Below are 26,652 nucleotides of genomic sequence, written 5' to 3'. Positions count from 1 at the left end.
AAAAAGAAACAAAAAAAAGCAGAAACAAACAAGCGAAACCCCCCCCCCCCCCATCCCCCCCCCCCCCCCCCCCCCCCCCCCCCCCCCCCCCCCCCCCCCCCGGGCCCGTCGTGTTTTTCGGGCCGGAGGGGCGGTTCGGGCCGGAGGGGCGGCCGGAGGGGCGGTTCGGGTGGTCGTACGGGCGTGGGCGGTCGTGCGGGCGGTCGTGCGAGCGGGGGCGTAGGCGAACGTACGGGCGCGGGCGTGGGCGGTCGTACGGGCGGGGCGCGGGTGGTCGTGCGGGCGGGGGTGCGAGCCGGGGCGCGGGCGAGGGCGGCCGGATGCGGCGCGCCGGAGCGCGGGCGGGGCGCGCCGGGGGTGCGGCCGGGGCCGGGTCGTCCATACGTGGTCGACCGGGCGACGGGTTGACGCTCCGGCCGGCTGACCGCTGAGTGATCGAAACCTCTTGCCGGGGTGGGCAACGGCCCTTACTCTCCTCCCAATTGTGCTAAGCGAAACGCCCGTTGCGTATGTTGCAATGCCAATCGGGAGGGGAACCCTTATGAAGCTTTCCGCACGAATCGCCGTACCAGTGGCCGCACTCGCGGTGGCCGGCCTCGCCGTCACCGGATGCGCGCCCTCCACCTCCGACACCAGCGCGAAGAGCGACGAGAAAAGCGGCACCCTGCGCGTCTGGCTCTTCCAGGAGGTCAGCAACAAGCCGAAGGAGGAGGTCGTCAATGACGCGCTCGCCGCCTTCAAGAAGGGCCACCCGGGGGTCAAGGCCGACGTCACCTACATCCCCGTGGACACCCGGGCGCAGAAGATCAAGGCCGCCTTCAACGACCCGAAGAGCGCGCCCGACGTCATCGAGTACGGCAACACGGACACCGCCGGCTATGTGAAGGACGGCGGACTGGCCGACGTGACCAAGGAGTTCGACGCCTGGTCGGACGCCAAGGACACCGACCCCGCGGCCAAGCAGTCGGTGACCGTCGACGGCAAGATCTACGGCGCGCCGCTCTTCGTCGGGGTACGGGCGCTGTACTACCGCACCGACGTCTTCAAGCAGCTGGACCTCAAGCCGCCCACCACCCTGGACGAGCTGACCGAGACCGCGAAGAAGATCCGCAAGGAGCGGCCCGAGCTGTACGGAGTCGCGGTCGGCGGCGCGTACACGTACGGCGCGATGCCCTTCATCTGGGCCCACGGCGGCGACATCGCGAGCCGCGAGGGCGGCAAGGGCGCCTTCTCCGCGGCCATCGACAGCCCGGCGTCGAAGCGCGGGATCGCCGCGTACACCGCCCTCTTCGGCAACGACAACTGCCCGGCCGCCAAGTGCGCCCAGATGGGCGGCAACGCCACCGTGGAAGCCTTCTCCTCCGGCAAGGCCGCCATGGCCATCGGCGGCGACTTCAACCGCCAGGCGGTGGAGGACGGCAAGGTCAAGGGCGAGTACGGGATCGTGCCGCTGCCCGGCGTCAAGGCGGGCCGGATCGCACCGGCCTTCGCGGGCGGCAACAACATCGGCATCCTCAAGAGCAGCAAACACCGCACGCTGGCCGTGGACTTGATGAAGACGCTGGCCGGAAAGGGCTCGCAGAGCAAGCTCTTCGACGCGATGGGCTTCCTGCCCACCTACGCCGACGTACGCCAGGACGCGGCCAAGCGCCGGCCGTACGTGGCCCCCTTCGTCAAGACGCTCGCCGCGGGCGCCAAGTTCGTCCCCGCCACGCCCGCCTGGGCGACGATCGACTCCTCGCTCGTCCTGCCGACGATGTTCCAGGAGATCGCCAGCGGCCGTAAGGACGTGGACGCGGCCTCGGCCGCCGCCGCGAAGAAGATGGACGACGCCTTCACCACCGCGGGATGAGGCCGGTGTCCCCCAACGCCACCGCGCCACCCGCCCCGGCGCGCGGACAGCGCCGGCCCGCGCCCGCGCCTGCCCGCGCGCGCCGGGGCCCACGCCTCGGCGCCTCGCGCGGCGGCCGTACGCCCTGGCTGTATCTCGCCCCCGCGCTCATCGTGCTCGCCGGGCTGCTGATCTACCCGATCTACCAACTCGGGCTCATCTCCACCCTCCAGTACACCCAGGCCCAGGTCAGCGGCGGTGAGCCGACCTCCTTCCGGGGGATCGGCAACTACGCCGACCTGTTCGCCGACGGCCAGTTCTGGCGGGTCCTCGTCGCCACCCTCGCCTTCGCCGCCGCCTGCGTGGTCTCCACGCTCGCCGTCGGCTGCTCGCTCGCCGTACTGCTGACGCGCATACGGGCGCTGCCCCGGCTCGCGCTGATGCTCGCCGCGCTCGGCGCGTGGGCCACCCCCGCCATCACCGGCTCGACGGTCTGGGTCTTCCTCTTCGACCCCGACTTCGGCCCCGTCGACAAGGCCCTGGTCTGGCTGGGCCTCGGCGGATTCGCCGACTACTCCTGGACGTACGACCGCTACAGCGCCTTCGCCCTCGTGCTCTTCGAGGTGGTCTGGTGCTCGTTCCCGTTCGTGATGGTCACCGTCTACGCGGGCATCAGGTCGATCCCCAGCGAGGTGCTGGAGGCGGCCTCGCTCGACGGCGCGTCCCACTGGCGGATCTGGCGCAGTGTCATGGCCCCGATGCTGCGGCCGATCCTCGTCGTCGTCACCATTCAGTCGATCATCTGGGACTTCAAGGTCTTCACCCAGATCTATGTGATGACGAACGGCGGCGGCATCGCCGGACAGAACCTCGTGCTCAACGTCTACGCCTACCAGAAGGCGTTCGCCTCCTCGCAGTACGGACTCGGGTCGGCGATCGGGGTGGTGATGCTGCTCATCCTGCTGGCGGTCACCCTCGGCTATTTGCGGCTGCTGCGGCGGCAGGGAGAGGAACTGTGAGCGTCACCAGCGCACTCCGGCCGCGCGGGCGGCTCCGCGGGCTGCTCCGCGTGCGCCGTCCCTGGCGGCTCGCCGCCGAGGCGACGGCCCTCGTCGTCGCGGCCGTCGTCGCCTTCCCCCTGTACTGGATGGTGCTCTCGGCCTTCAAGCCGGCGAGCGAAGTGCAGTCCGACAAGCCCCGGCCCTGGACCCTGCACCCCTCGCTCGACGCCTTCCGGCGCGTCTTCGATCAGCAGGACTTCGGGCGGTACTTCCTCAACAGCCTGCTGGTCGCGGTCGTCGTGGTGGCCGTCTCCGGGCTGATCGCCTTCCTGGCGGCCACTGCGGTGACCCGCTTCCGGTTCCGCTTCCGCACCACCTTGCTGATCATGTTCCTCGTCGCGCAGATGGTGCCGGTCGAGGCGCTGACGATCCCGATGTTCTTCCTGATGAGAGACCTCGGCGACACCGTGCCGGGGATCGGACTCAACACCCTCGGCTCGCTGATGCTGCCGCACATCGCCTTCTCGCTGCCCTTCGCGATCTGGATGCTGCGCGGATTCGTGAAAGCGGTGCCGCCGGCGCTGGAGGAAGCCGCGTACATCGACGGCGCGAGCCGCGGCCGATTCCTGTGGCAGATCCTCTTCCCGCTGGTCTTCCCGGGGCTGGTGGCGACGAGCGTCTTCTCCTTCATATCGACCTGGAACGACTTCCTCTTCGCCAAGTCCTTCATCATCAGCGCCACCGAGAATTCCACTCTGCCGATGGCGCTGCTGGTGTTCTTCAAGGACGAGGGCAACGACTGGGGAGGCATCATGGCGGCGTCGACCATCATGACCATTCCCGTGCTGGTCTTCTTCGTCCTGGTGCAGCGACGGCTGGTGTCGGGGATCGGCGGGGCGGTCAAGGACTGACGCGCCGTACAGGCGGTCGGAATAGACGGTCGGAAGCGGTCGGAAGAGGTCGGAATGGGCGGTGGGGGCGGTCGGAATGGGTGGTGGGGGTGGCGGAAATGGGCGGTGAGGGCGGCCGGAATGGGCGGTGAGGGCGACGGCTCGCCGTATCCGCCGCAGCCGCTGCATCCGTCGCCTATTCGCCGCAGCCGCATCCGCCGCCTATTCGCCGCATTCGAACACCGGATGAGCGTCTGCTCCCCCTGACTTGACGCCGACGACCTGACGCGGTCGGCGTCGACCGCCGCCCCGCGCGGCCTCCCCGCCCGGCCGCGTCCCCGGCGCCGCCGTCCCGAGCCCTCGGACGCCCGATCGAGGGTTCGCCCCCGATCGTGTGAGCCGGGCCCCAAGGTCCACGCCTTCGCCGCCCGCCCCTGGGACGGTAGAGCTCGACACAATGGCGTAAGTCGTACAAGGGGCCCCGAAGGATGGCATTTCGCACGTACTGGGGGACACGCCGCAGACCGCGTCACAAGCCGGTCCGTCCCCTCGCACGGGGGCGGACCGGCCGTTCGTGGACCCTCGCGACGGCTGGGCCACAAGGTGTGCCAGAGTTGCCACGTCCAGGCCGGGAGCACGTACCGTACGGCGAAACGGCCGGGACACCGGGGAAGGGGCAGCTGGGTTGACCACGCACGCACCGCAGACGGCACACACGGTGACGTTGCCGGGCTCGCTCGACGAGGCCGTGGCGGCACTCGCCGCCATGCCCGCCGCCGTGCCCGTCGCGGGCGGCACCGATCTGATGGCCGCCGTCAACTCCGGACTCCTGCGCCCCGCGGCCCTCGTGGGCCTCGGCCGGATCAGCGAGATCCGCGGCTGGCAGTACCAGGACGGCCACGCCCTGCTCGGCGCCGGCCTCACCCACGCCCGCATAGGGCGCCCCGACTTCGCGGCCCTCATCCCCGGCCTCGCCGCCGCCGCCCGCGCCGCCGGACCCCCGCAGATCCGCAACGCGGGCACCCTCGGTGGCAACATCGTCACCTCCGCGCCGACCGGCGACACCCTGCCCGTGCTCGCCGCGCTCGAAGCGACCCTGGTCATCGCGGGCCCCGGCGGCGTACGCCGGGAGATCCCGGTCAGCCACCTGCTCGCCGGCGTCGAGATGCTGCGCCCCGGCGAACTGATCGGCTACGTGCGCGTACCGCTGCTGCACGCCCCGCAGACCTTCCTGAAGGCCACCGGCCGTACGGGCCCGGGGCGCGCCACCGCATCGGTCGCCATCGTCCTCAACCCCGCCCGGCGCGAGATCCGGTGCGCGGTCGGCGCGGTCGCGCCCATGCCGCTGCGCCCGCTCGAAGCCGAGCGCTGGGTGGCCTCCCTGATCGACTGGGACGGCGAGCGCGGCCTCGCGCCGGAGGCCTGCGCCGCCTTCGGCGAGTACGCCGCGGCGGCCTGCATCCCCGACCCGCCGCAGCCGGCGGACGGCGCGGAACCGGTCACCCTGCCGCCCGCCGCCCTGCACCTGCGTCGTACCGTGGCAGCTCTGGCCCGCCGAGCACTGGGGAGGGCACTCGCGTGAGTGACGAACAGCAGCGCCCCGCATCAACGGAAGCAGCGATGGAGGGCGGCTGGCAGCCGATCCCGCAGGGACCCGAGTACGACGCGGAGGGCACCGCGTTCGTACAGCTGCCGCCCGAACTCCTGGCCCATCCGCGCCCGAACGCGGCGGGTTCGCCGGGGAGCTGGGACCCCCTGGCCGCGCCCGGCACCGGCTACGCGCCGCCGCAGTTCGACCAGGGCCAGTACCACCAGCCCGCGCCCCCGGCCCGCGGCGATCAGTGGCAGCAGCCGCACGCGGCGGCCGCCCCGCCGGTTTCCGCGGACCCGGCGGAGTCCGGGCAGTGGACCCATCCTTACGGGCAGGGCGGCGGGGCGTACGTACCGCAAAACGCCGGTGTCGACGGCGGTGCGGGGCAGTGGAGGCACGAAGGCGCCCCCGACCCCGACGGCGGCCCCTCGGATCCGCACGCCACGGCGCAGTGGCCGATCCCGGGCGCTCATGGCGACGACGGCGCGGCCGTCGGCGCCGGGCAGTGGTCGGTACCGGTGGTGGGCGACGACCCCGTCGACGAGTCCGGCGAGTACTCCTTGGGGATGCGCGTTCCCGCGGCACCGCCGTACGGGGGGTACGTCACGCCCCCGGCTCCGGTCTCGGGCCCGGTCGCCGATCCGGCCTCGCACTCGGCCTCGCACTCGCACTCGTCCTCTGCCTCCGCCTCGGCCTCCGCACAGGACGACCCGCACGCTACGGCGCAGTGGCCGATGCCGGGTATGCACGGCGACGACGGCGCGGCCGTCGGCACGGGGCAGTGGCCGATGCCGGGCGCGGACGGGGCGGCGGGCGAGACCGGCGGGTACGCGGTCGAGGGTGTCGAGACGATTGAGACGCTCGAAGGGGCCGAGGGGGTCGAGTACGGCGGCGGTCCGTATGCGAACCAGCCGGTGTACGGGCAGGAGGTCCGGGACGGGCAGGCCGGGCAGGGCGTTCCGACTGGTCATGGTGTTCCGGCCGGGCAGGGTGTTCCGACCGGGCACGACGTGCCGGCTGGGCACGGCGGTGAGATCGGGCACGGCGTTCCGGCTGGGCACGGCGGTGAGATCGGGCACGGCGTTCCGGCTGGGCATGGCGGGGAGGTCGGGCACGGCGGGCATCAGGTGCCGGTGTACGGCGGCTATGAGGGCGGCCACCCGTTCAGCGGTCCGCGCGCGCTGAGCGCGGACGCCTTCACCGACCCCTACGGCCCGTACGGCAGCCGAGCCGCCGAGGGCGGCCCGTGGACGAACCCGGGCCAACCGCCGCAGCCGGCCGAGCAGTTGCCGTCGGCGGGCGCGATCGACATCCCCGCGCAGACGCAGGGCGAGTACGGGCGGACCGAGCCGATCGAAGCGGCTGGGCATGAGGAGCCCGGGCACGAGGCGCAGCGGCACGAGGCCCAGACGCACGAGGCTCAAGGGCATGGGGCTCAGGGGCATGGGGCTCAGGGGCGCGAAGGGGCGGCGCCGGACGCTGCCCGTGCGGCCGGTTCGGACGGCGGGCAGCCGGCCGAGGCCGGGTCCGCGCCGAACGCGGCCCCTGTGGACACACCGGACGCATCGGGTATTTCTGGCACGCCGGGCGCCCCCGAAGACCTGCACGTGGCGGCCGAACACGGTGACCTGAGCGGCGCCGACGCGGTGCGTCCGCGCTCCGATTCCGGTCGGCCGAGTACGGAGGAGTCCGCGGCAGCCGCGCACGCTCCGGGCCGGGACGGCGCGGGCGACGCCGACAGCGCGCCGGTCGAGACGGCTCCGGCGCCGGGCGACCACGGCGAACCCGTGGACGCCGGTACGGACGCGCCGCGCCACGACCACGCGGCTCCGGCGCACACCGGTACGGAGCCCACGCCCGACAGCGTCGGCGGTCAGGCCCCGGCAGGCGAACACGCCGAGCACGCCGAACAGGCGGAGCACGCGGCACGGCCCGAGCAGGAGCCTGAGTCGGAGCCGGAGTCGGCCTCCGTCGACGAGCCCGGCCCCGCGCCCGTAACGCCGCCGGAAACCGACCCCGAGGCCGACGGTCTCGCCGAGCCGTCCGAGCAGGCGGCGTCGCCTGACGACGCGGCATCGGGTGAGGCCGCCGCGCCCCCGCCCGAGCCCGGCGCTGACCAGGAGCCCCCCCAGCCTCTCAACGAACACCCCCGCGCCTCCTACGTCCTGCGCGTCAACGGCACCGACCGCCCCGTCATCGATGCCTGGATCGGCGAGTCCCTCCTCTATGTGCTGCGTGAGCGCCTCGGCCTCGCCGGTGCGAAGGACGGCTGCTCGCAGGGCGAGTGCGGAGCGTGTTCCGTGAAGGTGGACGGGCGCCTCGTCGTCTCCTGCCTGGTGCCCGCGGCGACGGCGGCCGGCAGTGACGTCCGTACGGTCGAGGGCCTGGCGACCGACGGCCGGCCCTCGGACGTACAGCGGGCGCTCGCCGATTGCGGTGCCGTGCAGTGCGGGTTCTGCGTGCCGGGGCTGGCCATGACCGTGCACGACCTGCTCGAAGGCAACCACGCGCCGTCGGAGCTGGAGACGCGGCAGGCCATCTGCGGCAACCTGTGCCGGTGCTCCGGCTACCGGGGCGTGCTCGACGCCGTCGGCCAAGTCGTGGAGGAGCGCGCGGAGTCGGCGGCGGCCCATGAGGCGGCGGCCCACGATCCAGCGACGCACGAGCCGATGGCCCACGAGCCGATGACGCACGAGACGGCGACGCACGAGACCGCGATGCACGAGACGTCGACGCATGAGGGCGGCCCGGGGGAGTTGCCCGCGGACCCCGCGGAACCGAACCAGCAGGCCCGCATCCCGCACCAGGGCGGCCTGCAAGGCGGCGGCCCCGGGAACCCCGGCGGCCTCGGCGGCCACTTCCCGGGTGGACACGGCGGGCAGGCGGACACGGCATGAGCACGGGCGCGCGTACGAGCACGGGCACCGACACGGGCACCGACACGGGGACGCAAACGAGCACCGGCACCAATAACGGCACCGGCACCGAGAGCGGAGAGGCAGCGGCATGACAGCAGGAATGGCGGACGCCGTCGGCGCCGGAGCCGTGCCCCCTGCCGAGGGCGACGGTCCCGGCGGCCCCGGCCCGGCCCCGGTCGAGCCGCCCCCGCACGGCATCGGCGTCTCGCTCCCGCCGGCCGACGCGCCCGCGAAGGCGCTCGGTGTCTTCCCGTACGCCGCCGACCTGTGGGCGGAGGGGCTGCTGTGGGCGACGGTGCTGCGTTCCCCGCACCCGCACGCCCGTATCGTCTCGATCGACACCTCGGCCGCGGCGGCGATGCCGGGCGTACGGGCCGTGGTGACCCACGTCGACGTGCCGGGCGACGCCGCGCACGGCCGGCGGGTGGCGGACCGCCCGGTGTTCGCGTCGGACCTGGTGCGCCACCACGGGGAGCCGATCGCGGCGGTCGCCGCGGACCACCCCGACACGGCGCGGCTGGCGGCGGCGGCCATCGCCGTCGAGTACGAGGTGCTGGAACCGGTCACCGACCCCGAAAAAGCCTTCGCCGCCGAGCCGTTGCACCCGGACGGCAATCTGATCCGGCACATTCCGCTGCGCTTCGGCGACCCGGAGGCGGCGGGCGAGGTGATCGTCGAGGGGCTGTACCGCATCGGCCGCCAGGACCCGGCGCCGATCGGCGCGGAGGCGGGGCTGGCGGTGCCGCGCCCCGACGGCGGCGTGGAGATCTATACGGCGTCCACCGATCCGCACGCGGACCGAGACCTGGCCGCCGCCTGCTTCGGCCTCGAACCGGAGCGGGTGAAGGTCGTCGTCACCGGGGTGCCGGGGGCGATGGGCGAACGCGAAGACCCCGGCATGCAGCTGCCGTTGGGCCTCCTCGCGCTCCGCACGGGCCACCCGGTCAAGCTGGCCGCGACGCGCGAGGAGTCCTTCCTGGGGCACGCGCACCGGCATCCGACGCTGCTGAGGTACCGTCACCACGCGGACGCCGAGGGCAAGTTGGTCAAGGTCGAGGCGCAGATCCTGCTGGACTCCGGTGCGTACGCGGACTCGTCGGCCGACTCCCTGGCCGCCGCGGTGGCGTTCGCCTGCGGCCCGTACGTGGTTCCGCACGCCTTCGTCGAGGGCTGGGCCGTACGTACCAACAACCCGCCCTCCGGCCATGTGCGCGGCGAGGGCGCGATGCAGGTGTGCGCGGCGTACGAGGGTCAGATGGACAAGCTCGCCGCCAAACTCGGCCTGGACCCGGCCGAACTGCGGCTGCGCAACGCCCTGGCCACCGGCGACCTGCTCCCCACCGGCCAGACGGTGACCTGCCCGGCGCCGGTGGCCGAACTGCTGCGCGCCGTACGGGACTTCCCGCTGCCGGCTCTCCCCAAGGACGACCCGGAGGGCGACTGGCTGCTGCCGGGCGGCCCCGAGGGCGCGGGCGAACCGGGGGCGGTGCGGCGGGGCGTCGGCTACGGAGTGGGCATGGTGCACATGCTCGGCGCCGAGGGCGCGGACGAGGTCTCGACGGCCACCGTGAAGATCCACAACAATGTGGCCACCATCATCTGCGCGGCCGTCGAGACGGGCCAGGGCTTCTCGACCCTCGCCCGCCAGATCGTCCAGGAGGTCCTGGGCGTGGAGGAGGTCCATGTCGCACCCGTCGACACGGACCAGCCCCCGGCCGGCCCGGCCTCGCGCGGACGCCACACGTGGGTGTCGGGCGGTGCGGTCGAACGAGCCGCGCGGATGGTCCGTACGCAGCTTCTCCAGCCGCTGGCCCACAAGTTCGGCATGTCGACGGAGCTGCTGACGATCGCCGACGGCAAGATCACCTCGTACGACGGGGTGCTGAGCACCACCGTCGCCGAGGCCCTGGACGGCAAGGAACTCTGGGCCACTGCCCAGTGCCGACCGCACCCGACGGAGCCGCTGGACGACACGGGCCAGGGCGACGCCTTCGTCGGCCTCGCCTTCTGCGCGATCCGCGCGGTCGTGGACGTCGACATAGAGCTCGGCTCCGTACGCGTGGTGGAGATGGCCGTGGCCCAGGACGTGGGCCGCGTCCTCAACCCCCGCCAGGCGGTCACCCGCATCGAGGCCGGCATCACCCAGGGCATCGGCGCGGCCCTCACCGAGAACCTCCGCACCAGCCAAGGCATCATCCGCCGCCCGGACTTCACCGGCTACACCCTCCCCACCTCCCTGGACGCCCCGACCGTCCGCATCGTCAAACTCGTGGAAGAACGCGACGTGGTGGCCCCCTTCGGCGCCAAGGCCATCAGCGCCGTCCCGGTCGTCACCACCCCCGCCGCCGTAGCCGCCGCGGTCCGAGCGGCAACGGGCCGCCCGGTGAACCGGCTTCCCATCCGGCCGCAGTCGGCGGTGGGGGTTCCGGCGTAGCAGGGGGGCGCCGGTAGCCGCCGGACCGCACCCGCCGAACTGGGCCACATCCAACAGCCATCCGAGCCGGACCACAGCCATCCGAGCCGGGCCGCGCTCCGTGCCTGCCTCTCCCGGGACTCGGCGTCCCGTCCGCGAGCCGCCTCCCTGCTCGACGAGTTCACCCGGGGCGCCAATGCCGCCCCGGTCCACGCGCGGACCGGGGCCGACCGCTCCGCCGCCCCGTGCGCGGCCTCCCATCGCCAGGACTGGCCGCCGATGCCGCTGCCCCTCACCGCCGACCGTGACGGGGGAGAGGCCGTTTACGCCGCTTACGGGGACCAGCTGAGACGGCTGAGCCGCAAGGACGGAAGCAAGGTATGGGAAGGGGTGGTGAGCGGACGGGCAGACGTCCCGATCGTTGTCCAGGGCGCGGGCGTGTGGTGGGGGGACGATCACTACGACATGGTGAGCGCTCTGAGGAAGGACAGCGGTGCGCTCGGCTGGACGTACAAGCTGGAGGCGGAGGACCATCGCTCGATCGCGGCGGGCGCCAACCGGGTCTTCGTCGTGAACGGCCCGTCGCTGATCGCTCTGCCCGTGTTCTGAGATTCGGGGGGACGGAGCGGCGCCCTTACCATGCGACAAGGCTGCCGTCCATGAGTATGCATACTCATGAGGATGAGCTGGGGCTCTGTGCCGGAGCCGAAAGGGAAGTGCGAGAGTTACGAGTCGCCAGTACAGTAATGGCCGGATTTCTGCCGCAAGTTGAATACTGAGAGTGACGGGGGAGACGGAGTGAGCGACAGCGCACCGGACGGTGGGAGGGGTGGAGAGCACCACGTCCGGCTCCAGTCGGCGACGTCGGCTGCTCCGTCCGGCGGTCCGGACGGCGAGAAGCTCAAAGCCGAGTTGCATAAACTGAAGGCGTTCCAGAGCCGGGTCGACGACATCCTCAAGGGCCTTTCCGCGTCCGACGCCTCGCCGTCGAACATCGGGCGCGACAAGGTGACGGAGGGTCATCTGGGCGCTTCGGCATTCAACGAGGCACAAGACCTGTACACGGCGTACCACCAGGTACACGGCCAGTTGGAGACGCTCTCCCAGCTCCTCTCCGACCAGATCGAGGCGATGGGGACAGCGGTGCAGAGCGCGCGCGTCTCGTACGCCAACGTGGACCTTGAGCAGCAGGCGCGCATGTGGGCCGCCCAGACCCAGTTCGAACGTCACTACCACCCCGAGGCGGAGAACGCCCCTTCGAACACGAAGGCACCGGGCAGCGATCAGGTCCAGGGCTGATGCGCCTCGCAATCCGCGCCCGCACTCCGGAGCGCTCGCGTACCACTGACGGTGAATTGGGAGAGGCGAGGGCCGACTGTGTCTGACCTTCCGTACGGCTATGTCATGCCGCCCGCGAGCACACCCGCGCCCGCGCAGGTCCCGGTTCCCAAGGGGCAGCGATACTTCTTCACCCCGTCGGTCTCCACGGACTTCGACGCGATCCCCCACGAGAAGCTGCGGGAGATCATCGACAGCACCGACGCCGGCAAGGTGGGCGACGTCGGCAAAAGACTCCTTGCCGCTGCCGACAAGATCAAGGATGTCGGTGACGACCTCAAGCGGTACATGGACGAGGACCATGTGCCGTGGAGGGGCGACGGCGGCAAGGCGTTTCGCGCATGGGGCGAGAAGATGGTCAAGGCGACGCTGAGCCTTGCCGACTACAGCGAGACCGCCGGCACCTGGATGTCGCGTGCGGCTACCGACATGACGGACGTCAAGACGGGGATGCCGCACGTCCAGGGAGACGCGAAGAAGGTCCTGGCCGCGTATGCGAAGGCCAACCCGCCGGGCCAGCTGACCCTCGACGTCAAGAACGGCCCGACGCTGAAAGAGGTAGGCGCCGCGCGGACCCAACTCGACAGCGACCATGCCGAGGCCGCGCGGTTGATGCGGAAACTGGCGGGGTCGTACATCGCTTCGAAGATGAATATCCAGGGGGCTACGGAGCCTAGTTTTCCGCCGTTGCCTTCGAAGGTCATGCCGCCGCGTGGGGATACGCAATGGGACGATCTGCGGCACATCTCGATCGCAGGTGGGCCCGGAGGCGGAGGCAATGCTCCCCGTAATGGGTCGATTGCCTCGACGGCCTCCGAGAGCAGGCCAGTGCGAGACCACTCCTCAACTGCCCCCGAGGGAACGCATCGTCCGATCGAGCACATCGGCACGGAGATCGCCGGCCTTCCGACGACGACTCACGATGCGGTGGTGCCGCGCGGAGGAGAGACAGTTTCCCCGTCAGGGGGTGTACGAGTGGGGCCAGGGCCGGTCGCACCGCAGCCGGGGCCCTTCGTGCCGCCGGTGAGTTCGGTGTCACCGAGGGTTCCCGGTACTTTTGGTGGCAACCGCGCGCCGAATGCCGACCGTACGTCCCAGGCATCGAGAAGCCGTGGCTTCAGCGAACTGCCCAGCACGCGGAGTCCGCGCAATTCCGCTGATGGCATTGTGGGCGGGCGGCCGTCGCCCGTTCCGAAGGACGGTCCCGTAAGCCGAATTCCCAGGGGGGCGGTTATCGGGAATGAGCCGGTACAAGGGGGCGGGACGGCGCAGGGCCGACCTGCGATGGGCCGGCCTTTCGGGCCGGGCGGAGCGAGTGGGAGCGTGGGCGGTCCCTCGGGTGGTGTTGGCGGGAGGCGATTGGTGCCCGGTGTGGAGGGCGTTGTCGGTGGGAGTCCCCAGCGTCGTCCTGGCGGCACCACAGGCGGGACGTTCACGTCCGGTGGCAGTGGCTTGGTGCGCGGCAACTCCGCTGGAGCCGAAGGTACGGTGCCCGGCCGTGGGTCGGCTGTCGCTCCACCAGGCTCTCAGGCTCGGAAGAACAACGCGCGAGGGGAACGTGGCGGCAAGCGCCCCGACTATCTTGTGGAGGACGAGGAGACCTGGACGTCAGGGCGTGGCCGTGTCACCCCTCCGGTCATCGACTGATTCTGATCTGAATCGCCAACAACGCCTGAGAGAGACGCGAATGCGAAGCAGTGGGAGTGTGTGGTCCACCTGGTCGAGGAGGACGGCGGCCGGTGGGCTGGGAATCATGCTCCTCGGGCTCGCGGCCTCTCCTGCTGACGCGCAATCGGTGCGGTCTCAAGAGTGGCATCTGGATGCCATGCATGCTGACGAGATGTGGCAGAGCAGCACCGGCAAGGGTGTCACGGTGGCAGTGATCGACAGCGGTGTGAATCCGTCGCTGCCTGATCTGAGAGGTCAGGTGCTGAGAGGAAAGGACTTCTCAGACAAGCCGGGTGATGAGCGAACCGACTACGAACATCACGGCACGGGTATGGCTGCCATCATCGCTGGAACGGGAAAGGGAGGAGGGTTCGGCCTCGCTCCAGGGGTAAAAATCCTTCCTCTCAGGGTCTCGGACAGTAAGCCGACGAGTAGAACGGACGACGGATATGCAAGATTCTCCAAGTCCGTGGGGGCGGCCATCCGCTATGCAGCCGACTCGGATGCCAAGGTCATCAATATCTCGCTCGGCGTTGTATCGTCGACGCCTGACCTGACGAATGCTGTGAAATACGCCAAGTCCAAGGGAAAGTTGATCTTTGCTTCTGTGGGGAACAGCGGCAAAGCAGACAACTCCGTGATGTACCCGGCCGCAACACCAGGGGTTGTCGGAGTCGGGGCAGTTGACAAGAATCTCAAAGCGGCTGCCATATCCGAGCGTGGGCCTCAAGTCGACTTCGTAGCGCCAGGTGCCGACATCGTGCATGCGTGTGAAGGCGGAAGCCAAGTCTGCATGGGCGACGGTACGAGCTCGTCCTCGGCTCTGGCCTCGGCCTCAGCCGCCCTTGTGTGGTCCAAGCATCCTGACTGGACCGCCAATCAAGTGACGCGGGTTCTCCTCAACACTGCCGGTGGTCCCGTGAATGGTGAGAAGCGGAGTGACACGGTCGGCTATGGGATGATCCGCCCTCGTCTCGCTCTGAAGGAACCCGGCGACCCCGGCCCCGCGGATGTCGATCCGCTTCCCGGGCCAGGAGCGAAATCTCCGGAGCCGGGGGCGTCCAAGTCCGCTGCCAGCGACGCGCCCGAGCAGGCCGCGGTGGACTCGTCATCCGACAGAGGTGGCAGCAGCACTCTGTGGATTGCCCTTGGTGCCGGGGCCGTGGTGGTGGCCGGGGCGGTGGCGTGCGTGACCGTCGTCCGTCGGCGTAGGGCCTGAGCAGCCGCATATCGACTGGAGGCGCGCACCGGGAGCGTCCTTGTTCTCTGTGAGCGGCACCGCCGGCGGTCGATTGATGCCTGCGTGAAAGGTACGGCAGATCCTCCATGCGTCACATCCTGCACGGCGGTTTCGGAAGACCGGCGCGAGTCCGGCACGCGGAGCCTGGACGAAGCCGAAAGCCAAACGAGGAAGGTCTCCAGCGAGATCCTCGACCTTATTTCGATCAGGGGAAGACATCGGAGCCCGGGCCGAGCGTCACCGAATGCGGTGACGGCAAGGGCCGGGAGAAATACGTCCAGCATGTACCACGTTTGGAGCCTCACTCCGCCGTCGAGCGAGAGCGGGAAACTCGGCGACGTGATGACGAGCCTCATGGCACAACTGCCCCGGCACGGCTGGAAGATCAAGGGGTACGGGCCTGTCTCCAGCGCTAACGAGAATCTCCGCCTCACTGCCGACGATGACGAGAAGAAGTTCAGCGTCAACGTCGTCCATCACGCGAAGGGCAACCCACCCAATCTGACCGTGCGGGTGATCTCCGGCTGTTGCGAGGCCCCGGAGGGGCAGCGGTCGATCGGTACTGACGCGCGGAACCTGGGACGTGTCCTCGGCCCCGCCAGGGCCCCCGGGGAGGTGGTGCGGCGCGCTCGTCCGCCTGACGCATGCTCGGTACATAGGTACTCGTACTCATGAGGATGGGCCGGGCGGCTGGGAAGATTGTCAGTGCCGGATGCCATAGTGGTGTGTGTCGTCAGCGGAGCGAACGGGCGCTCCTCTGACGTTGGTTGAATACGGTGCGTAGCGGGGGAGGCGGAAGTGAGTGACAGCATTCCGGGGACTGGGGGGTCCCACACTCACTCGCCAGGTCCTGACGGCGCGAAGCTGAATGCCAAGCTGCACAAGCTTCTGGCGGACCAGATCAAGGCGATGGGGGCAGCGGTGCAGAGCGCGCGCGTCTCGTACGCCAACGTGGACCTTGAGCAGCAGGCGCGCATGTGGGCTGCCCAGGCCGATTTCGAACGTCATTACCATCCCGAAGCGGAAAATGCTCCTTCGGGCGCGGAGGCGGCGGGCAGCGATCAGGTCCAAGGCTGATGCGCGCTGCAATCCGCGCTCGCACTCCGGGGCGTTTGCGTACTACTGACGGTGAATTGGGAGAGGCGAGGGCCGACCGTGTCTGATCTTCCGTACGGCTATGTCATGCCGCCCGCGAGCACACCCGCGCCCGCGCAGGTCCCGGTTCCCAAGGGGCAGCGATACTTCTTCACCCCGTCGGTCTCCACGGACTTCGACGCGATCCCCCACGAGAAGTTGCGGGAGATCATCGACAGTACCGACGCCGGCAAGGTGGACGACGTCGGCAAGAGACTCCTTGCCGCGGCCAACAAGATCAAGGATGTTGGTGAAGACCTCAAGCGGTACATGGATGAGGACCATGTGCCGTGGAGGGGCGATGGTGGCACGGCGTTCCGCGCTTGGGGCGACAAGATGGCCAACGCTACGTTGAGGCTTGCCCACTACAGCGAGACCGCCGGGACATGGATGGCGCACGCGGCCACCACCATGGAGAAAGTCAAGTCGGGGATGCCGCACGTCTCGGGGGACGCGAAGAAGGTCCTGGCCGCGTATACGAAGGCCAATCCGCCGGGTCAGTTGACCCTCGACGTCAAGAACGGCCCGACGCTGAAAGAGGTGGGTGCCGCGCGGACCCAGCTCGACAGCGACCATGTCGAGGCCGCGAGTTTGATGCGGGAGCTGGCGGGGTCGTACATCGCTTCGACGATGAACATGCAGGGGGCTACGGAGCCTCGTTTTCCGCCGTTGCCTGCGGCGGTGATGCCGCCGACTGGGAGCAAGCCCAACTACGAGGGGCTGCGGCACGATCCGTCTACGGGCGGGCCGGGAGGCCGAAGTAGCGTTCACGGCCAGCAGGTGCCTGTCTCAACAGTCTCCGACTCAAGCACACCGCTGCACGGCCACCCCGCCAGTGCCACTGCGGGCTCACATCGTTCGATCGAACACGTCGGTACGGAGATCGCCAGTGTTCCGACGGCGACCCATGATGTGGTGGGTCCGCGCGGAGGGGAGACAGTATCTCCACCGGGAGGCGCACGAGTGGGGCCGACTGCGTTGCAGCCGGGACCGCTCGTATCCCTGAGCAACACTGTGCAGCCGGGGGCTTCAAAGACGTCCGGAAGCAGGCAGACGCCGGCTGTCGATCGCGTATCGCACGTATCGAGAAAGGGCGGCGGCTTCAGTGAACTGCCCGGCACGCGGAGTCCGCGCAATTCCGCTGATGGCATTGTGGGCGGGCGGCCGTCGCCCGTTCCGAAGGACGGTCCCGTAAGCCGAATTCCCAGGGGGGCGGTTATCGGGAATGAGCCGGTACAAGGGGGCGGGACGGCGCAGGGCCGACCTGCGATGGGCCGGCCTTTCGGGCCGGGCGGAGCGAGTGGGAGCGTGGGCGGTCCCTCGGGCGGTGCTGGTGGGAGGCGATTGGTGCCCGGTGTGGAGGGCGTTGTCGGTGGGAGTCCCCAGCGTCGTCCTGGCGGCACCACAGGCGGGACGTTCACGTCCGGTGGCAGCGGCTTGGTGCGCGGCAACTCCGCTGGAGCCGAAGGCACGGTGCCCGGCCGCGGGTCAGCTGTCGCTCCGCCAGGTTCTCAGGCTCGGAAGAACAACGCGCGAGGGGAACGTGGCGGCAAGCGCCCCGACTATCTTGTGGAGGACGAGGAGACCTGGACGTCAGGGCGCGGCCGCGTTGCTCCTCCGGTCATTGACTGATCTTGATCTGAATCGTCGACAACGCCTGAGAGAGACGCGAATGCGAAGCAGTGGGAGTGTGTGGTCCACCTGGTCGAGGAGGGCGGCGGCCGGTGGGCTGGGGCTCATGCTCCTTGGGCTCGCGGCCTCTCCTGCTGACGCGCAATCAGTGCGCTCCCGCCAATGGCATCTGGATGCCATGCATGCTGACGAGATGTGGCAGAGCAGCACGGGCAAGGGCGTCACGGTGGCAGTGATCGACAGTGGTGTGAATCCCTCGCTGCCTGATCTGAGAGGTCGGGTACTGCAAGGGAAGGACTTCTCCGACCGGCCGGGTGATGAGCGATCCGACTACGCCAACCATGGCACGAGCATGGCTGCCCTCATCGCTGGAACAGGCAAGGGGAAAGGGGCGTTTGGTCTCGCGCCAGGGGCCGAGATCCTTCCGCTCAGAACCAGTGATAGCAGCAGTACGGCGAATAATGCAGCTGCCGAGTTCGCAGATTTCTCCAAGTCTGTAGGGTCGGCGATCCGTTATGCGGCAGACTCGGATGCCAGGGTTATCAACATCTCTCTCGGTGTCAGAGAAGATAGTTCAGAGCTCACAGAAGCGGTGAAATACGCAAAGTCGAAGGGGAAGTTGATCTTTGCTGCCGTAGGAAACAGCGGCGACAAGGGAAACCCCGTAAATTTCCCTGCCGCCACACCGGGGGTCATCGGAGTAGGTGCCGTCGGCAAGGATCTCAAGACGACTGCGGAGTCCGAGCGAGGCCCTCAGGTCGACCTCGTAGCACCGGGTGGCGAAATCGTGCAGGCGTGTGAAGGCGGCGCCGGAATCTGTACCGGTCACGGTACGAGCGCGTCCTCGGCCTTGGCCTCGGCCTCCGCTGCCCTCGTGTGGTCCAAGCACCCTGACTGGACTGCCAACCAAGTGACGCGGGTTCTCCTCAACACTGCCGGTGGTCCCGTGAGCGGTGAGAAGCGGAGTGACACGGTCGGCTATGGGATGATCCGCCCTCGTCTCGCGCTGAAGGAACCCGGCGACCCCGGCCCCGCGGATGTCGATCCGCTTCCCGGGCCAGGAGCGAAATCTCCGGAGCCGGGGGCGTCCAAGTCCGCTGCCAGCGACGCGCCCGAGCAGGCCGCGGTGGACTCGTCATCCGACAGCGGCAGCAGCACTCTGTGGATTGCCCTTGGCGCCGGGGCCGTGGTGGTGGCCGGGGCGGTGGCGTGCGTGACCGTCGTCCGTCGGCGTAGGACCTGAGCAACCACATATCCACTGAGGGCGCGCACCGCCAGCGCCCTTGTTCTCTGCGAGCGGCACCGCCTGCGGTCGATTGATGCCTGTGTGACAGGTACGGCAGATCCTCCATGCGTCACATCCTGCACGGCGGTGTCGGAGGACCGGCGCGAGTTCTGCCGATGCCGCGAGTCTCTTGATCGTTTTCGGAGTGGCGGCTCCGGCTCAGGCGGACACCATCCGATCTCGGCAGTGGCACCTCGACGCCATGCACGCTGACGGCATGTGGAAGGCGAGTACGGGCGCCGGCGTGACGGTCGCCGTGGTCGACTCGGGAGTGGACGCGAGCGTCCCCGATCTGCGCGGTCAGGTGCTGTCCGGGAAGGATTTCACGGATTTCTCCGGAAATGCTCATTCTGATTATGACGGCCGTGGTACCAAAATGGCGGCCCTCATCGCCGGGACAGGCAAGAGCGACGGTGCGAACGGATCATTCGGGCGCGCGGCGGGAGCGAAGATCTTGCCACTGCGTGTGAACGATGGAAGCAAATCCTTCCTGCGTACGGATCCGGTCGAATCGGCAGGGAGAGCGATCCGCTACGCGGCAGAATCCGATGCCAAGGTCATCAATGTCTCCCTGACCCTTCCCGGTGGAAGGGCTGCGGCAGAGGCCGTGAACTACGCGGTGTCCAAGGGAAAGTTGGTCGTCGCGGCGGTCGGGGACATGGGCGAGAAGTACAACCCCGTTCTGTACCCGGCTGGATTCCCCGGTGTGATCGGTGTCGGGGCGGTCGACCGGGACCTCCGAGCCATCAAGGAGACCGAGCGAGGCCCGCAGGTCGACCTCGTGGCTCCGGGCAAGGCCATCGTGTCGGCGTGCAAGGGCGGCACCGGGTTCTGCCGCAGCGAAGGCACCGGCGAAGCGGCCGCTCTGGCATCCGCCTCCGCTGCCCTCATCTGGTCCAAGCACCCCGACTGGACCGCCAACCAAGTGACCCGGGTCCTGATCAACACCGCGGGAGGCCCCGTGAACGGCCCAAAACGCACTGACACCATCGGCTACGGCATGGTCCGCCCGCGCATCGCCCTGAAAGACCCCGGCGACCCCGGCCCGCCCGACACGAGCCCTCTTGCCGACGCCAACTCCCCGGCACCGAAGCCCTCTTTGATCAAGGGATCGTCCGTGCAGCAGTCAGCGGAGGAATCGTCGTCCGGCTTGGGCGGCGTTTTGTGGATCGCTCTGGGAGCCGGCGGTGTGGTCGTCGCGGCCGCCGCAGCGGTATTCATCAGACGGCGCCGACGCACGTACCCGAAGTAGGGCCGCCGGTTCGGCTTCCCTCCCGCCTGCTGACCTGGGGATATGAGTATGGGTACTCAGGTCCATGACTACTCTCCTCTGTACGCTCGCGGGCGGTGTCAACGCGAAGAGTGAGAAGGAAGCGGGGGGATGGGGAGCGTGGCTTCCTTTGAGGCGGAGTGGGCGCAGCTGAAGAAGGAGACGTCTGCTGGTTCCGGGACAAGACTTGCGAGCGCGGGTGGGGGCTCCGGTGGCTCGGGCGGGATGAAGTCCAAAAAGAAAGCGTGGAACGCGGCAGCGGCTGGGGTTGAGGAACTGGCAGGGAACGCCAAGAAGGCGCTGACCTCGTTGGAGAAGGGGCAGAAGGGGATGGGCAAGAGCGGTGGCGCCGGGGGCGTCGCGTCCTTGGCAGCCCAGCACGAGCTCTACGGGAGCTGGAAGCACTACCTGGACGAAGTCCGCGGCCGGTGCGCGGGGCTCAAGGGGCCGCTGGAAAAGGCGGGTAAGGCACTGCACGAGAACGACAAGGAAACCAAGAGCCTGTTCGACAAGCTGGGTGACAAATACAAGGACACGCCCGCCATCGGTGGTCAGAGCCGGGGCCGGTGATCCGGGCCGATGGATTTCGCAGCGCTCAAGACTCTCAAGCCCTCCGATTCCGAGGACGCGGCCGACGGATATCGCGCGGTCAGTGAAATGGCCAGCCATGCCAAGCGCGAGCTGGAGGACAAGATCCAGGCCAAGATGCGCGAATCCCTGGAGGGGGAGGTCGCGGACGCCGCCCTCGGCCAGTTGCACGAACTGGCCGAGGACTTCCACTACATGCAGGTGGAGTGCGGGCTGGTCAGCACGGCTCTGAACGCGTTCGCGGCGGACATACGGCCGGCGAAGAAGAAACTGGACGCGGCCGTCGCGGACGCGGAGGCCAAGAATTTCTCGATCGGCGCGGACGGCTCGGTCAGCTATCCGGCGGCGGGTGACGAAGTGGACGGCGAGACCCCCAAGGGGGGCTCGGCGAACGGCAGCACCGACGAGACCGCCCGCGCGGTCGCCCGGCAGGCGGCCAATTTCGCGCCTAACCCGAACTTCCGTCATGCCCAGGAGTGCGCCAACCGTATAGCCGAGGCGCTCAAGGAAGCGACGGAGGCCGACGACAAGTGGGCCCCGCAGCTTCGGAAGCTGAAAGCCGATGACGACCTGGACGTGAGCGGGGAGGACTGGGAAGACGTTCAGAAGGACATGAGCGGGGTCCTTAAGGATGCGAAGGGTTACCTTGACCACATCAAGGCCCCACCCAAGGGGGGTTCTCCGAAGGACAACGCTGAATGGTGGAAGGGCCTCACCGAGCAGGAGAGGGCCGACTATGCCTCCGTGCACCCCGACTCGGTGGGCGCGCTGGACGGGCTGCCGGCCGAGGCCAGGGACGAGGCGAATCGCGTGGTGCTGGCGGAAAAGCACGCGCAATACCAGCTCAGGCTGGATGCCATCCCGCCTGAGCCGGCGAACAAGTACACGTGGATCACGGCCGGGAGTATGCCGTCCAAGGTGCAGACCGACGAATGGATGGACTGGTACAAGAAGTACGGGGAGGAGTACGAGCACCTCAACAGTTCGCTCAACGGCATGCGGAGCATTGAGGACCGCTTCGCCTCCACGGGCCGCAACGGTCTTCCCGAGGCGTATCTGCTCGGTTTCAGCTCGGAGGGCCACGGCCGGGCGATCGTCGCCAACGGCAACCCGGACACCGCCGCCCACCAGGCCGTCTACGTCCCCGGCACGACATCCAACCTGGGGAAGATCGGCGGAGATGTCGACCATATGACCACCCTGTGGAGAAGTGCTCAGGTGGACGCCGGAGACAAACCCGTCTCCACGATTACGTGGCTCGGATACGACGCTCCCCAGGACATCGTCAAAGACTCGCCTTTCAGGCATTACGCGGATGACGGAGCTCCGGCCTTCAACCGTTTCATGGACGGGCTCGACACGTCGCACACCGGTGATTCCGATCCCCACCGCACGGCCATTGGCCACTCGTACGGCACCACACTCATCGGGTCAGCCGCCCGGCAGGGCCAACTGAACGCGGACGATGTCGTATTCGCGGGCAGTCCCGGCGCTCAGGTCGGATCGGCCGAGGAAATGGACGTGCCGAAGGGACACGTATGGAACGAGGAGGCGGAGGGCGACCCGGTGCCTGACATCGGCCGCTACGGTCACGGCGGAAGCCAGTGGAAGTTCGGTGGCGGCGTATGGATCATCCCCAGCGATGAACTCTTCGGCGCCAACCAGATGACCACCGGTGAAGAGGGCGAGGGTGCGGGCAAAACCCTCGGCGTACACGGGCACAGTGATTACTGGGAGCCGAAAACCACCAGTCTGGCGAACCAGGCCCATGTCGTGGCAGGAGACTACGGAAATGTCCACCTTGAACAGTAAGAACACCAAACCGTGGGCGAAGTATGCTCTGGCGTCCCTCGCCCTCATCACATCTCTCACTGGATGCGGCATGACCGACTCAAGCAAAGAATCCGGTTCCGATCGGTCCGGGTCCCTTCCCTCGTCCGGCACGCGTAGCCTGGACGACGCCGACAGCGAAACGAAGAAGGTCTCCAGCGAGATCCTCGACCTCATTTCGATCAAGGGGAAGATGTCGGAGCCCGGACCGAGCGTCACCGAATGCGGTGATGGCAAGGACCGGGAGAAATACTTCCAGATGTACCACGTCTGGAGTCTCACTCCGCCATCGAGCGCGAGCGGGAAACTCGGCGACGTGATGAAGAGCCTCAAGGAACAACTGCCCCGGCACGGCTGGAAGGTCAAGGGGTACGAGCCCGACTCCAGCGCCAACAAGAACCTCAGCCTCACCGCTGACAACGATGAGAAGAAGTTCAGCGTCAACGTCATCCATTACGCGAAGGACAACCCGCCCAAGCTGACCGTGCGGGTGATCTCCGGCTGCTACAAGGTCCCCGAGGGGCAGCGGGTCGACCGGTACTGATGTGCGGAATCCGGCAGCCCGGCTTGGCTGGACGCAAGTAGAAGACGATCCGTACTTGTGTTGCAGCCCTGTCCACCTCGACCAGTGCCCGGCTGGACGGGCTCCCCCCGAGGCCCCGGGCTCGGACGGGCTGATGCCCGCGCATTCGCAGTACTGGGACAGCGAACCTCTCTCGCATATGGCGAACATCGTGACCGGAGGAGAATCGTGAAGCTGCGCGGAGCGGTCTTTGCCACCGCACTGCTGGCGATGACGGTTGCGGTGACGGCATGCGGCACGCAGCAGGATGGAAAGACGGACGGCGGGGCGACACCGAAGCAGGTCAAGATGGATGAACAGCAGGCAATCAAGCGCGCCGACGAAATCATCCACCAGGCGGTGGACGGCATGTCGCCCAAGCCGACACTGAAGCCCCTCGGGAAGGACGTCGTCGGCCCCTGCCTGGCCCGGGAGGACCATGGTCCCGACAACCGGGTGCAGGTCAGGGTCGTCTACCAGCTGACGGATGTGCCGGGTCCGGCGGCCAAGAAGCTCGTACGGCAGGCCAGGGATGCCTGGGTGAAGCGCGGGCACACGTTTCAGTCCTCGGACGGGGACTGGTCCAAGCCGTTCCCTTCCGTCTACATGCGCACCGAGCCGGACGACTTCTGGATGGACGCCATCACGGGCGCCGTGGACCGCAAGAAGGGTGACGGTCTCGCCTCCGTCAGTGTGACCTCGCCGTGCTTCCTGCCGGGCGCATCCGGTGAGCCCTCCTCGACCGCCCACGCCCGCCAGGCCGCCCTGCACTCCACGCAGCCCGCCAAGCTTGCCGAGCGCCGGGTCCTCGACCACTCCAGTCGGATCTACGACGCTCTGCAAGCCCCGCACGCCCCGGCGCGGGAAGGCGAAGGGCTGCGTACGGTCCAGGACGCCGACGGCCCGTCGCTCCACCACGCCTGGTCGACTGCTCAGCTCACCGAGGACGAGACGGCTCGGACCATGCGGCGTGCGCAGGCGCACTTCGAGAGCACGGGCTGGAGCGTGCGCCACCTGGAGACGGGGGCGGGCACCCCTGCTGTGATCGCCCTCAACGCGGAAGACGGCAGCGTCGCCCAGGTGGCCCCCTCGGTCACCGGAAGCATCAGGGTCGCTGTGACCACTCCCGCCGCCGAGTAGACGATCAGGCGACCGGCGATCAGGCGACCGGCGACCAGACGCCCCGTCGAATCGAAGGCGAAGAGAAGGGGCAGCATCCCTAAGGAGTGCCGCCCCTCTCATTCTGTCTGGTCAAGACAGTCAGAGGCCGTGACCGGAATCGAACCGGCGTAACTCGCTTTGCAGGCGAGTCCCTCAACCACTCGGGCACACGGCCGTGTTGGTGTGCTGTGTCGACCATAGGGCCGGTCGTCCCCGGGGCTCAATGGGGCGTGCCTTCGTGCCACGTGACTGACACGCGGTGTTCACGGGGCGGCGAGGAACTTCTCCACCAGGGGGCGGAACATGTCCGGCTCGTCCACCCAGGGGTAGTGGCCCACCCCGTGCAGCGGCTGTGAGCGGCCGTTCGGGAAGGATTCCGCGACGAGTTCGCCGGCGCGCATGCCCGTCACCGCGTCCAGGTCGCCCGTGATCACCAGGACCGGGCAGTCGACGTGCCGCAGCCGTTCCAGCAGTGCGCGTCGGGCGGGTTCGTCCACTCCCTGCCAGAAACCCGCTCGCGGGACCGGGCCGAGCTGGGCGCCCTCCGCCGCCGCGTGGGCTCGCTGCGGCTCGTCCCAGCGTCCGTACGCCAGGGGCGCCGCCCGGCGCAGCAGGTCGCGGACCTCGCTCAGGTCCGTCGCCGCAGCCAGGCCATGAGCCGCCACATACGCGTCCGGCCACCACTCCTCCGTGGCCCGTGACTCGAAGATCTTCTCCGCGTCGTCCGGCAGTTCGCCTTGCAGCCTCGACCCGGGGCAGACGATGACCAGGTGAGTGAGGTGTTCGCCGTAACCCGCCGCGTACGCCTGCGCCGTCGCCGCGCCCGCCGAGTGCGCCAGCAGCGCGAAGCGCTCCAGGCCCAGGTGGCGGCGGAGGGACTCCACGTCCTCGGCCAGGGAAGGGAAGGCGTAGCCCGCCGGGTCGGCCGGGGGCGGCGAGCCGCCCGTACCCCGGCTGTCGGGGATGACCAGCGGGCGGTGCGCGTCTATGCCGCCGAGATCGCCCAGGTACGCCGCATCCCGCCCCGGGCCCCCCGCCAGGCAGATCAGCGGCGGCGTCGCCGCCCCGTCGCGGGGGCCGACGACCCGATAGTGCAGTTCAGCGGCGTCGTACGAGGTGAAGTGCGGCATACGCTCCACCTTGCCCGTTCCCGGGGAAACCACTCCGCGGTGTGGGTGATGTGGGTGACGGCGGCGGGGCGCGCTCTCGCTCGGGGCCCGGACTCTCAGCGCCGGTCCCCATGTTTGTCCCGCCCCTCCAACTTCTGCTTATGATTCAGGCGTGTTCGACTCGCGGCACATCAAGACGTTCCATGAGGTGGTCAAGGCCGGGTCGTACTCGGCGGCCGCCCGTTCCCTCGGCTACACCCAGCCCGCGATCACCCAGCAGATGAAGGCCCTGGAACGATCCGTCGGCACCCCCCTCTTCACCCGCGTCGGCCGCCGCATGCGCCTCACCGAGGCCGGCGAGGCGCTCGCCCGGCACGCCGAGGCCATCCTCGACACCCTCTCCGCCGCCCAGCAGCAGATGAGCGCGATAACCCGGCTGCGCGCCGGCCGCGTCCGCGTCTGCGCCTTCCCCAGCGCCAATGCCACCCTCATCCCGGAGACCATGGCCCGGCTCTCCGCCGAGCACCCCGGCGTACGGGCGGAGCTCCTCGAAGGCGAACCGCCCGAGTCCCTCCAGCGGCTGGTGCGCGGCGAGTGCGACATCACCCTCGCCTTCACCTATCCCGGCCTGCACGAATCGGTCCCCGACGAGCTGGCCGAGATCCCGCTCCTGGAGGACCAGCTCACCGTTCTGCTGCCCGCCGGCCACCCGCTCGCCCGCCGCCGCGCCGTCAAGCTCGCCGACCTCGCCGAGGAACGCTGGATCGCGGGGTGCCTGCGCTGCCGCGCCAACTTCCTCCACGAGTGCGCCGAGCAGGGGTTCGCCCCCGACATCGTCTTCACCACCGACGACAACCTGGTCGTTCAGTCCCTGGTCGCGGAGGGGCTGGGCGTCGCCATGGTGCCCGCGCTCGTCCTCTCCTTCCTCCGCCACGACAAGGTCACCGGGCGTGCCCTCGACCCGGCCTCGCGCCGCCAGGTCTCCGCGTACGTGCTCCGGGACCATCTGCGCATCCCCGCCACCGCGCTGGTCCTCGACGAGCTGAAGGCTGTGGCGGAGCGCCGGGTGGGTTGCTGACGGGCGTCGGACGGGCCGCCGCCCGGTCGATTCCGGGCGGTACTCCCCGATGTCTCTCCCCGTCCGCCGGCTTCTCCTCCCGTAATGGATAAGCCTGAGTTTGGCTCCGGCCA

The 26,652-nt window shown here is 69.1% G+C and carries 20 protein-coding genes and 1 tRNA gene; 19 read left to right on the top strand and 2 right to left on the bottom strand.

Annotated elements, in window-relative coordinates:
• The first annotated feature begins 541 nt into the window (after positions 1-541).
• The 18 genes from AC07AB_RS32940 to AC07AB_RS32855 all read left to right on the top strand — a co-directional run bounded on the left by AC07AB_RS32940 (position 542) and on the right by AC07AB_RS32855 (position 24,331).
• On the top strand, positions 542-1,852 hold the full coding sequence (locus AC07AB_RS32940) for an extracellular solute-binding protein (protein ID WP_478574814.1): 1,311 nt from the start codon (positions 542-544) through the stop codon (positions 1,850-1,852).
• 5 nt (positions 1,853-1,857) lie between these two features.
• The gene (locus AC07AB_RS32935; RefSeq protein WP_478574811.1) at positions 1,858-2,850 is read left to right on the top strand and encodes a carbohydrate ABC transporter permease; all 993 of its coding nucleotides are present in this window, start codon (positions 1,858-1,860) and stop codon (positions 2,848-2,850) included.
• Positions 2,847-3,743 carry a carbohydrate ABC transporter permease gene (locus AC07AB_RS32930; RefSeq protein WP_478574808.1) on the top strand — a complete coding sequence of 299 codons (897 nt, stop codon included), beginning with the start codon at positions 2,847-2,849 and terminating at the stop codon, positions 3,741-3,743. Before AC07AB_RS32935 ends, AC07AB_RS32930 begins: the two co-directional genes overlap by 4 nt.
• Positions 3,744-4,407: 664 nt before the next feature.
• Complete coding sequence (locus AC07AB_RS32925) at positions 4,408-5,304, top strand: FAD binding domain-containing protein (protein WP_478574805.1); 897 nt, start codon at positions 4,408-4,410, stop codon at positions 5,302-5,304.
• Positions 5,301-8,210: a (2Fe-2S)-binding protein gene (locus tag AC07AB_RS32920; RefSeq protein WP_478574802.1), complete on the top strand. Its 2,910-nt coding sequence runs from the start codon at positions 5,301-5,303 to the stop codon at positions 8,208-8,210. Before AC07AB_RS32925 ends, AC07AB_RS32920 begins: the two co-directional genes overlap by 4 nt.
• A gap of 121 nt (positions 8,211-8,331) precedes the next feature.
• Complete coding sequence (locus AC07AB_RS32915; RefSeq protein WP_478574970.1) at positions 8,332-10,665, top strand: xanthine dehydrogenase family protein molybdopterin-binding subunit; 2,334 nt, start codon at positions 8,332-8,334, stop codon at positions 10,663-10,665.
• A 258-nt stretch (positions 10,666-10,923) separates the two neighbouring features.
• On the top strand, positions 10,924-11,253 hold the full coding sequence (locus AC07AB_RS32910) for a hypothetical protein (protein WP_478574799.1): 330 nt from the start codon (positions 10,924-10,926) through the stop codon (positions 11,251-11,253).
• 189 nt (positions 11,254-11,442) lie between these two features.
• Complete coding sequence (locus AC07AB_RS32905) at positions 11,443-11,943, top strand: hypothetical protein (RefSeq protein ID WP_478574796.1); 501 nt, start codon at positions 11,443-11,445, stop codon at positions 11,941-11,943.
• 78 nt (positions 11,944-12,021) lie between these two features.
• A complete protein-coding gene (locus AC07AB_RS32900; RefSeq protein WP_478574794.1) occupies positions 12,022-13,629 on the top strand; it encodes a WXG100 family type VII secretion target in 1,608 nt (535 codons plus the stop codon).
• Positions 13,630-13,735: 106 nt separating this feature from the next.
• Positions 13,736-14,869, top strand: coding sequence for a type VII secretion-associated serine protease mycosin (gene mycP, locus AC07AB_RS32895; RefSeq protein WP_478574791.1), 1,134 nt, complete (start codon positions 13,736-13,738; stop codon positions 14,867-14,869).
• An 819-nt stretch (positions 14,870-15,688) separates the two neighbouring features.
• Positions 15,689-15,967 carry a hypothetical protein gene (locus AC07AB_RS32890; RefSeq protein WP_478574788.1) on the top strand — a complete coding sequence of 93 codons (279 nt, stop codon included), beginning with the start codon at positions 15,689-15,691 and terminating at the stop codon, positions 15,965-15,967.
• Positions 15,968-16,045: 78 nt separating this feature from the next.
• Positions 16,046-17,656: a WXG100 family type VII secretion target gene (locus AC07AB_RS32885; protein WP_478574785.1), complete on the top strand. Its 1,611-nt coding sequence runs from the start codon at positions 16,046-16,048 to the stop codon at positions 17,654-17,656.
• A gap of 40 nt (positions 17,657-17,696) precedes the next feature.
• Positions 17,697-18,899, top strand: a complete 1,203-nt coding sequence (gene mycP, locus AC07AB_RS32880) for a type VII secretion-associated serine protease mycosin (protein ID WP_478574782.1) — start codon at positions 17,697-17,699, stop codon at positions 18,897-18,899.
• A gap of 100 nt (positions 18,900-18,999) precedes the next feature.
• On the top strand, positions 19,000-20,193 hold the full coding sequence (gene mycP / locus AC07AB_RS32875) for a type VII secretion-associated serine protease mycosin (RefSeq protein ID WP_478574967.1): 1,194 nt from the start codon (positions 19,000-19,002) through the stop codon (positions 20,191-20,193).
• A gap of 138 nt (positions 20,194-20,331) precedes the next feature.
• Positions 20,332-20,781 (top strand): hypothetical protein, encoded by a 450-nt coding sequence (locus tag AC07AB_RS32870; protein WP_478574780.1) that lies wholly within the window; start codon positions 20,332-20,334, stop codon positions 20,779-20,781.
• 9 nt (positions 20,782-20,790) lie between these two features.
• Complete coding sequence (locus AC07AB_RS32865) at positions 20,791-22,611, top strand: alpha/beta hydrolase (protein ID WP_478574777.1); 1,821 nt, start codon at positions 20,791-20,793, stop codon at positions 22,609-22,611.
• A gap of 70 nt (positions 22,612-22,681) precedes the next feature.
• Entirely contained in the window at positions 22,682-23,173 is a 492-nt protein-coding gene (locus tag AC07AB_RS32860; protein ID WP_478574774.1) for a hypothetical protein, read from the top strand.
• Between the two features lie 207 nt (positions 23,174-23,380).
• Positions 23,381-24,331, top strand: coding sequence for a hypothetical protein (locus AC07AB_RS32855; RefSeq protein WP_478574772.1), 951 nt, complete (start codon positions 23,381-23,383; stop codon positions 24,329-24,331).
• A gap of 124 nt (positions 24,332-24,455) precedes the next feature.
• On the opposite strand, the gene AC07AB_RS32850 is transcribed toward AC07AB_RS32855, so the two are convergent.
• Positions 24,456-24,527 (bottom strand) — tRNA-Cys (locus AC07AB_RS32850).
• 88 nt (positions 24,528-24,615) lie between these two features.
• The gene (locus tag AC07AB_RS32845; protein WP_478574770.1) at positions 24,616-25,482 is read right to left on the bottom strand and encodes an alpha/beta fold hydrolase; all 867 of its coding nucleotides are present in this window, start codon (positions 25,480-25,482) and stop codon (positions 24,616-24,618) included.
• A 151-nt stretch (positions 25,483-25,633) separates the two neighbouring features.
• On the opposite strand from AC07AB_RS32845, the gene AC07AB_RS32840 reads away from it, so the two are divergent.
• Positions 25,634-26,539, top strand: a complete 906-nt coding sequence (locus tag AC07AB_RS32840) for a LysR family transcriptional regulator (protein ID WP_478574768.1) — start codon at positions 25,634-25,636, stop codon at positions 26,537-26,539.
• Positions 26,540-26,652 lie beyond the last annotated feature (113 nt).

The sequence above is a fragment of the Streptomyces sp. NPDC044033 genome (genome assembly GCF_056434425.1).
Note: the sequence above shows the minus strand (reverse complement) of the source record. Positions and strands in the feature narration are given on the sequence as shown.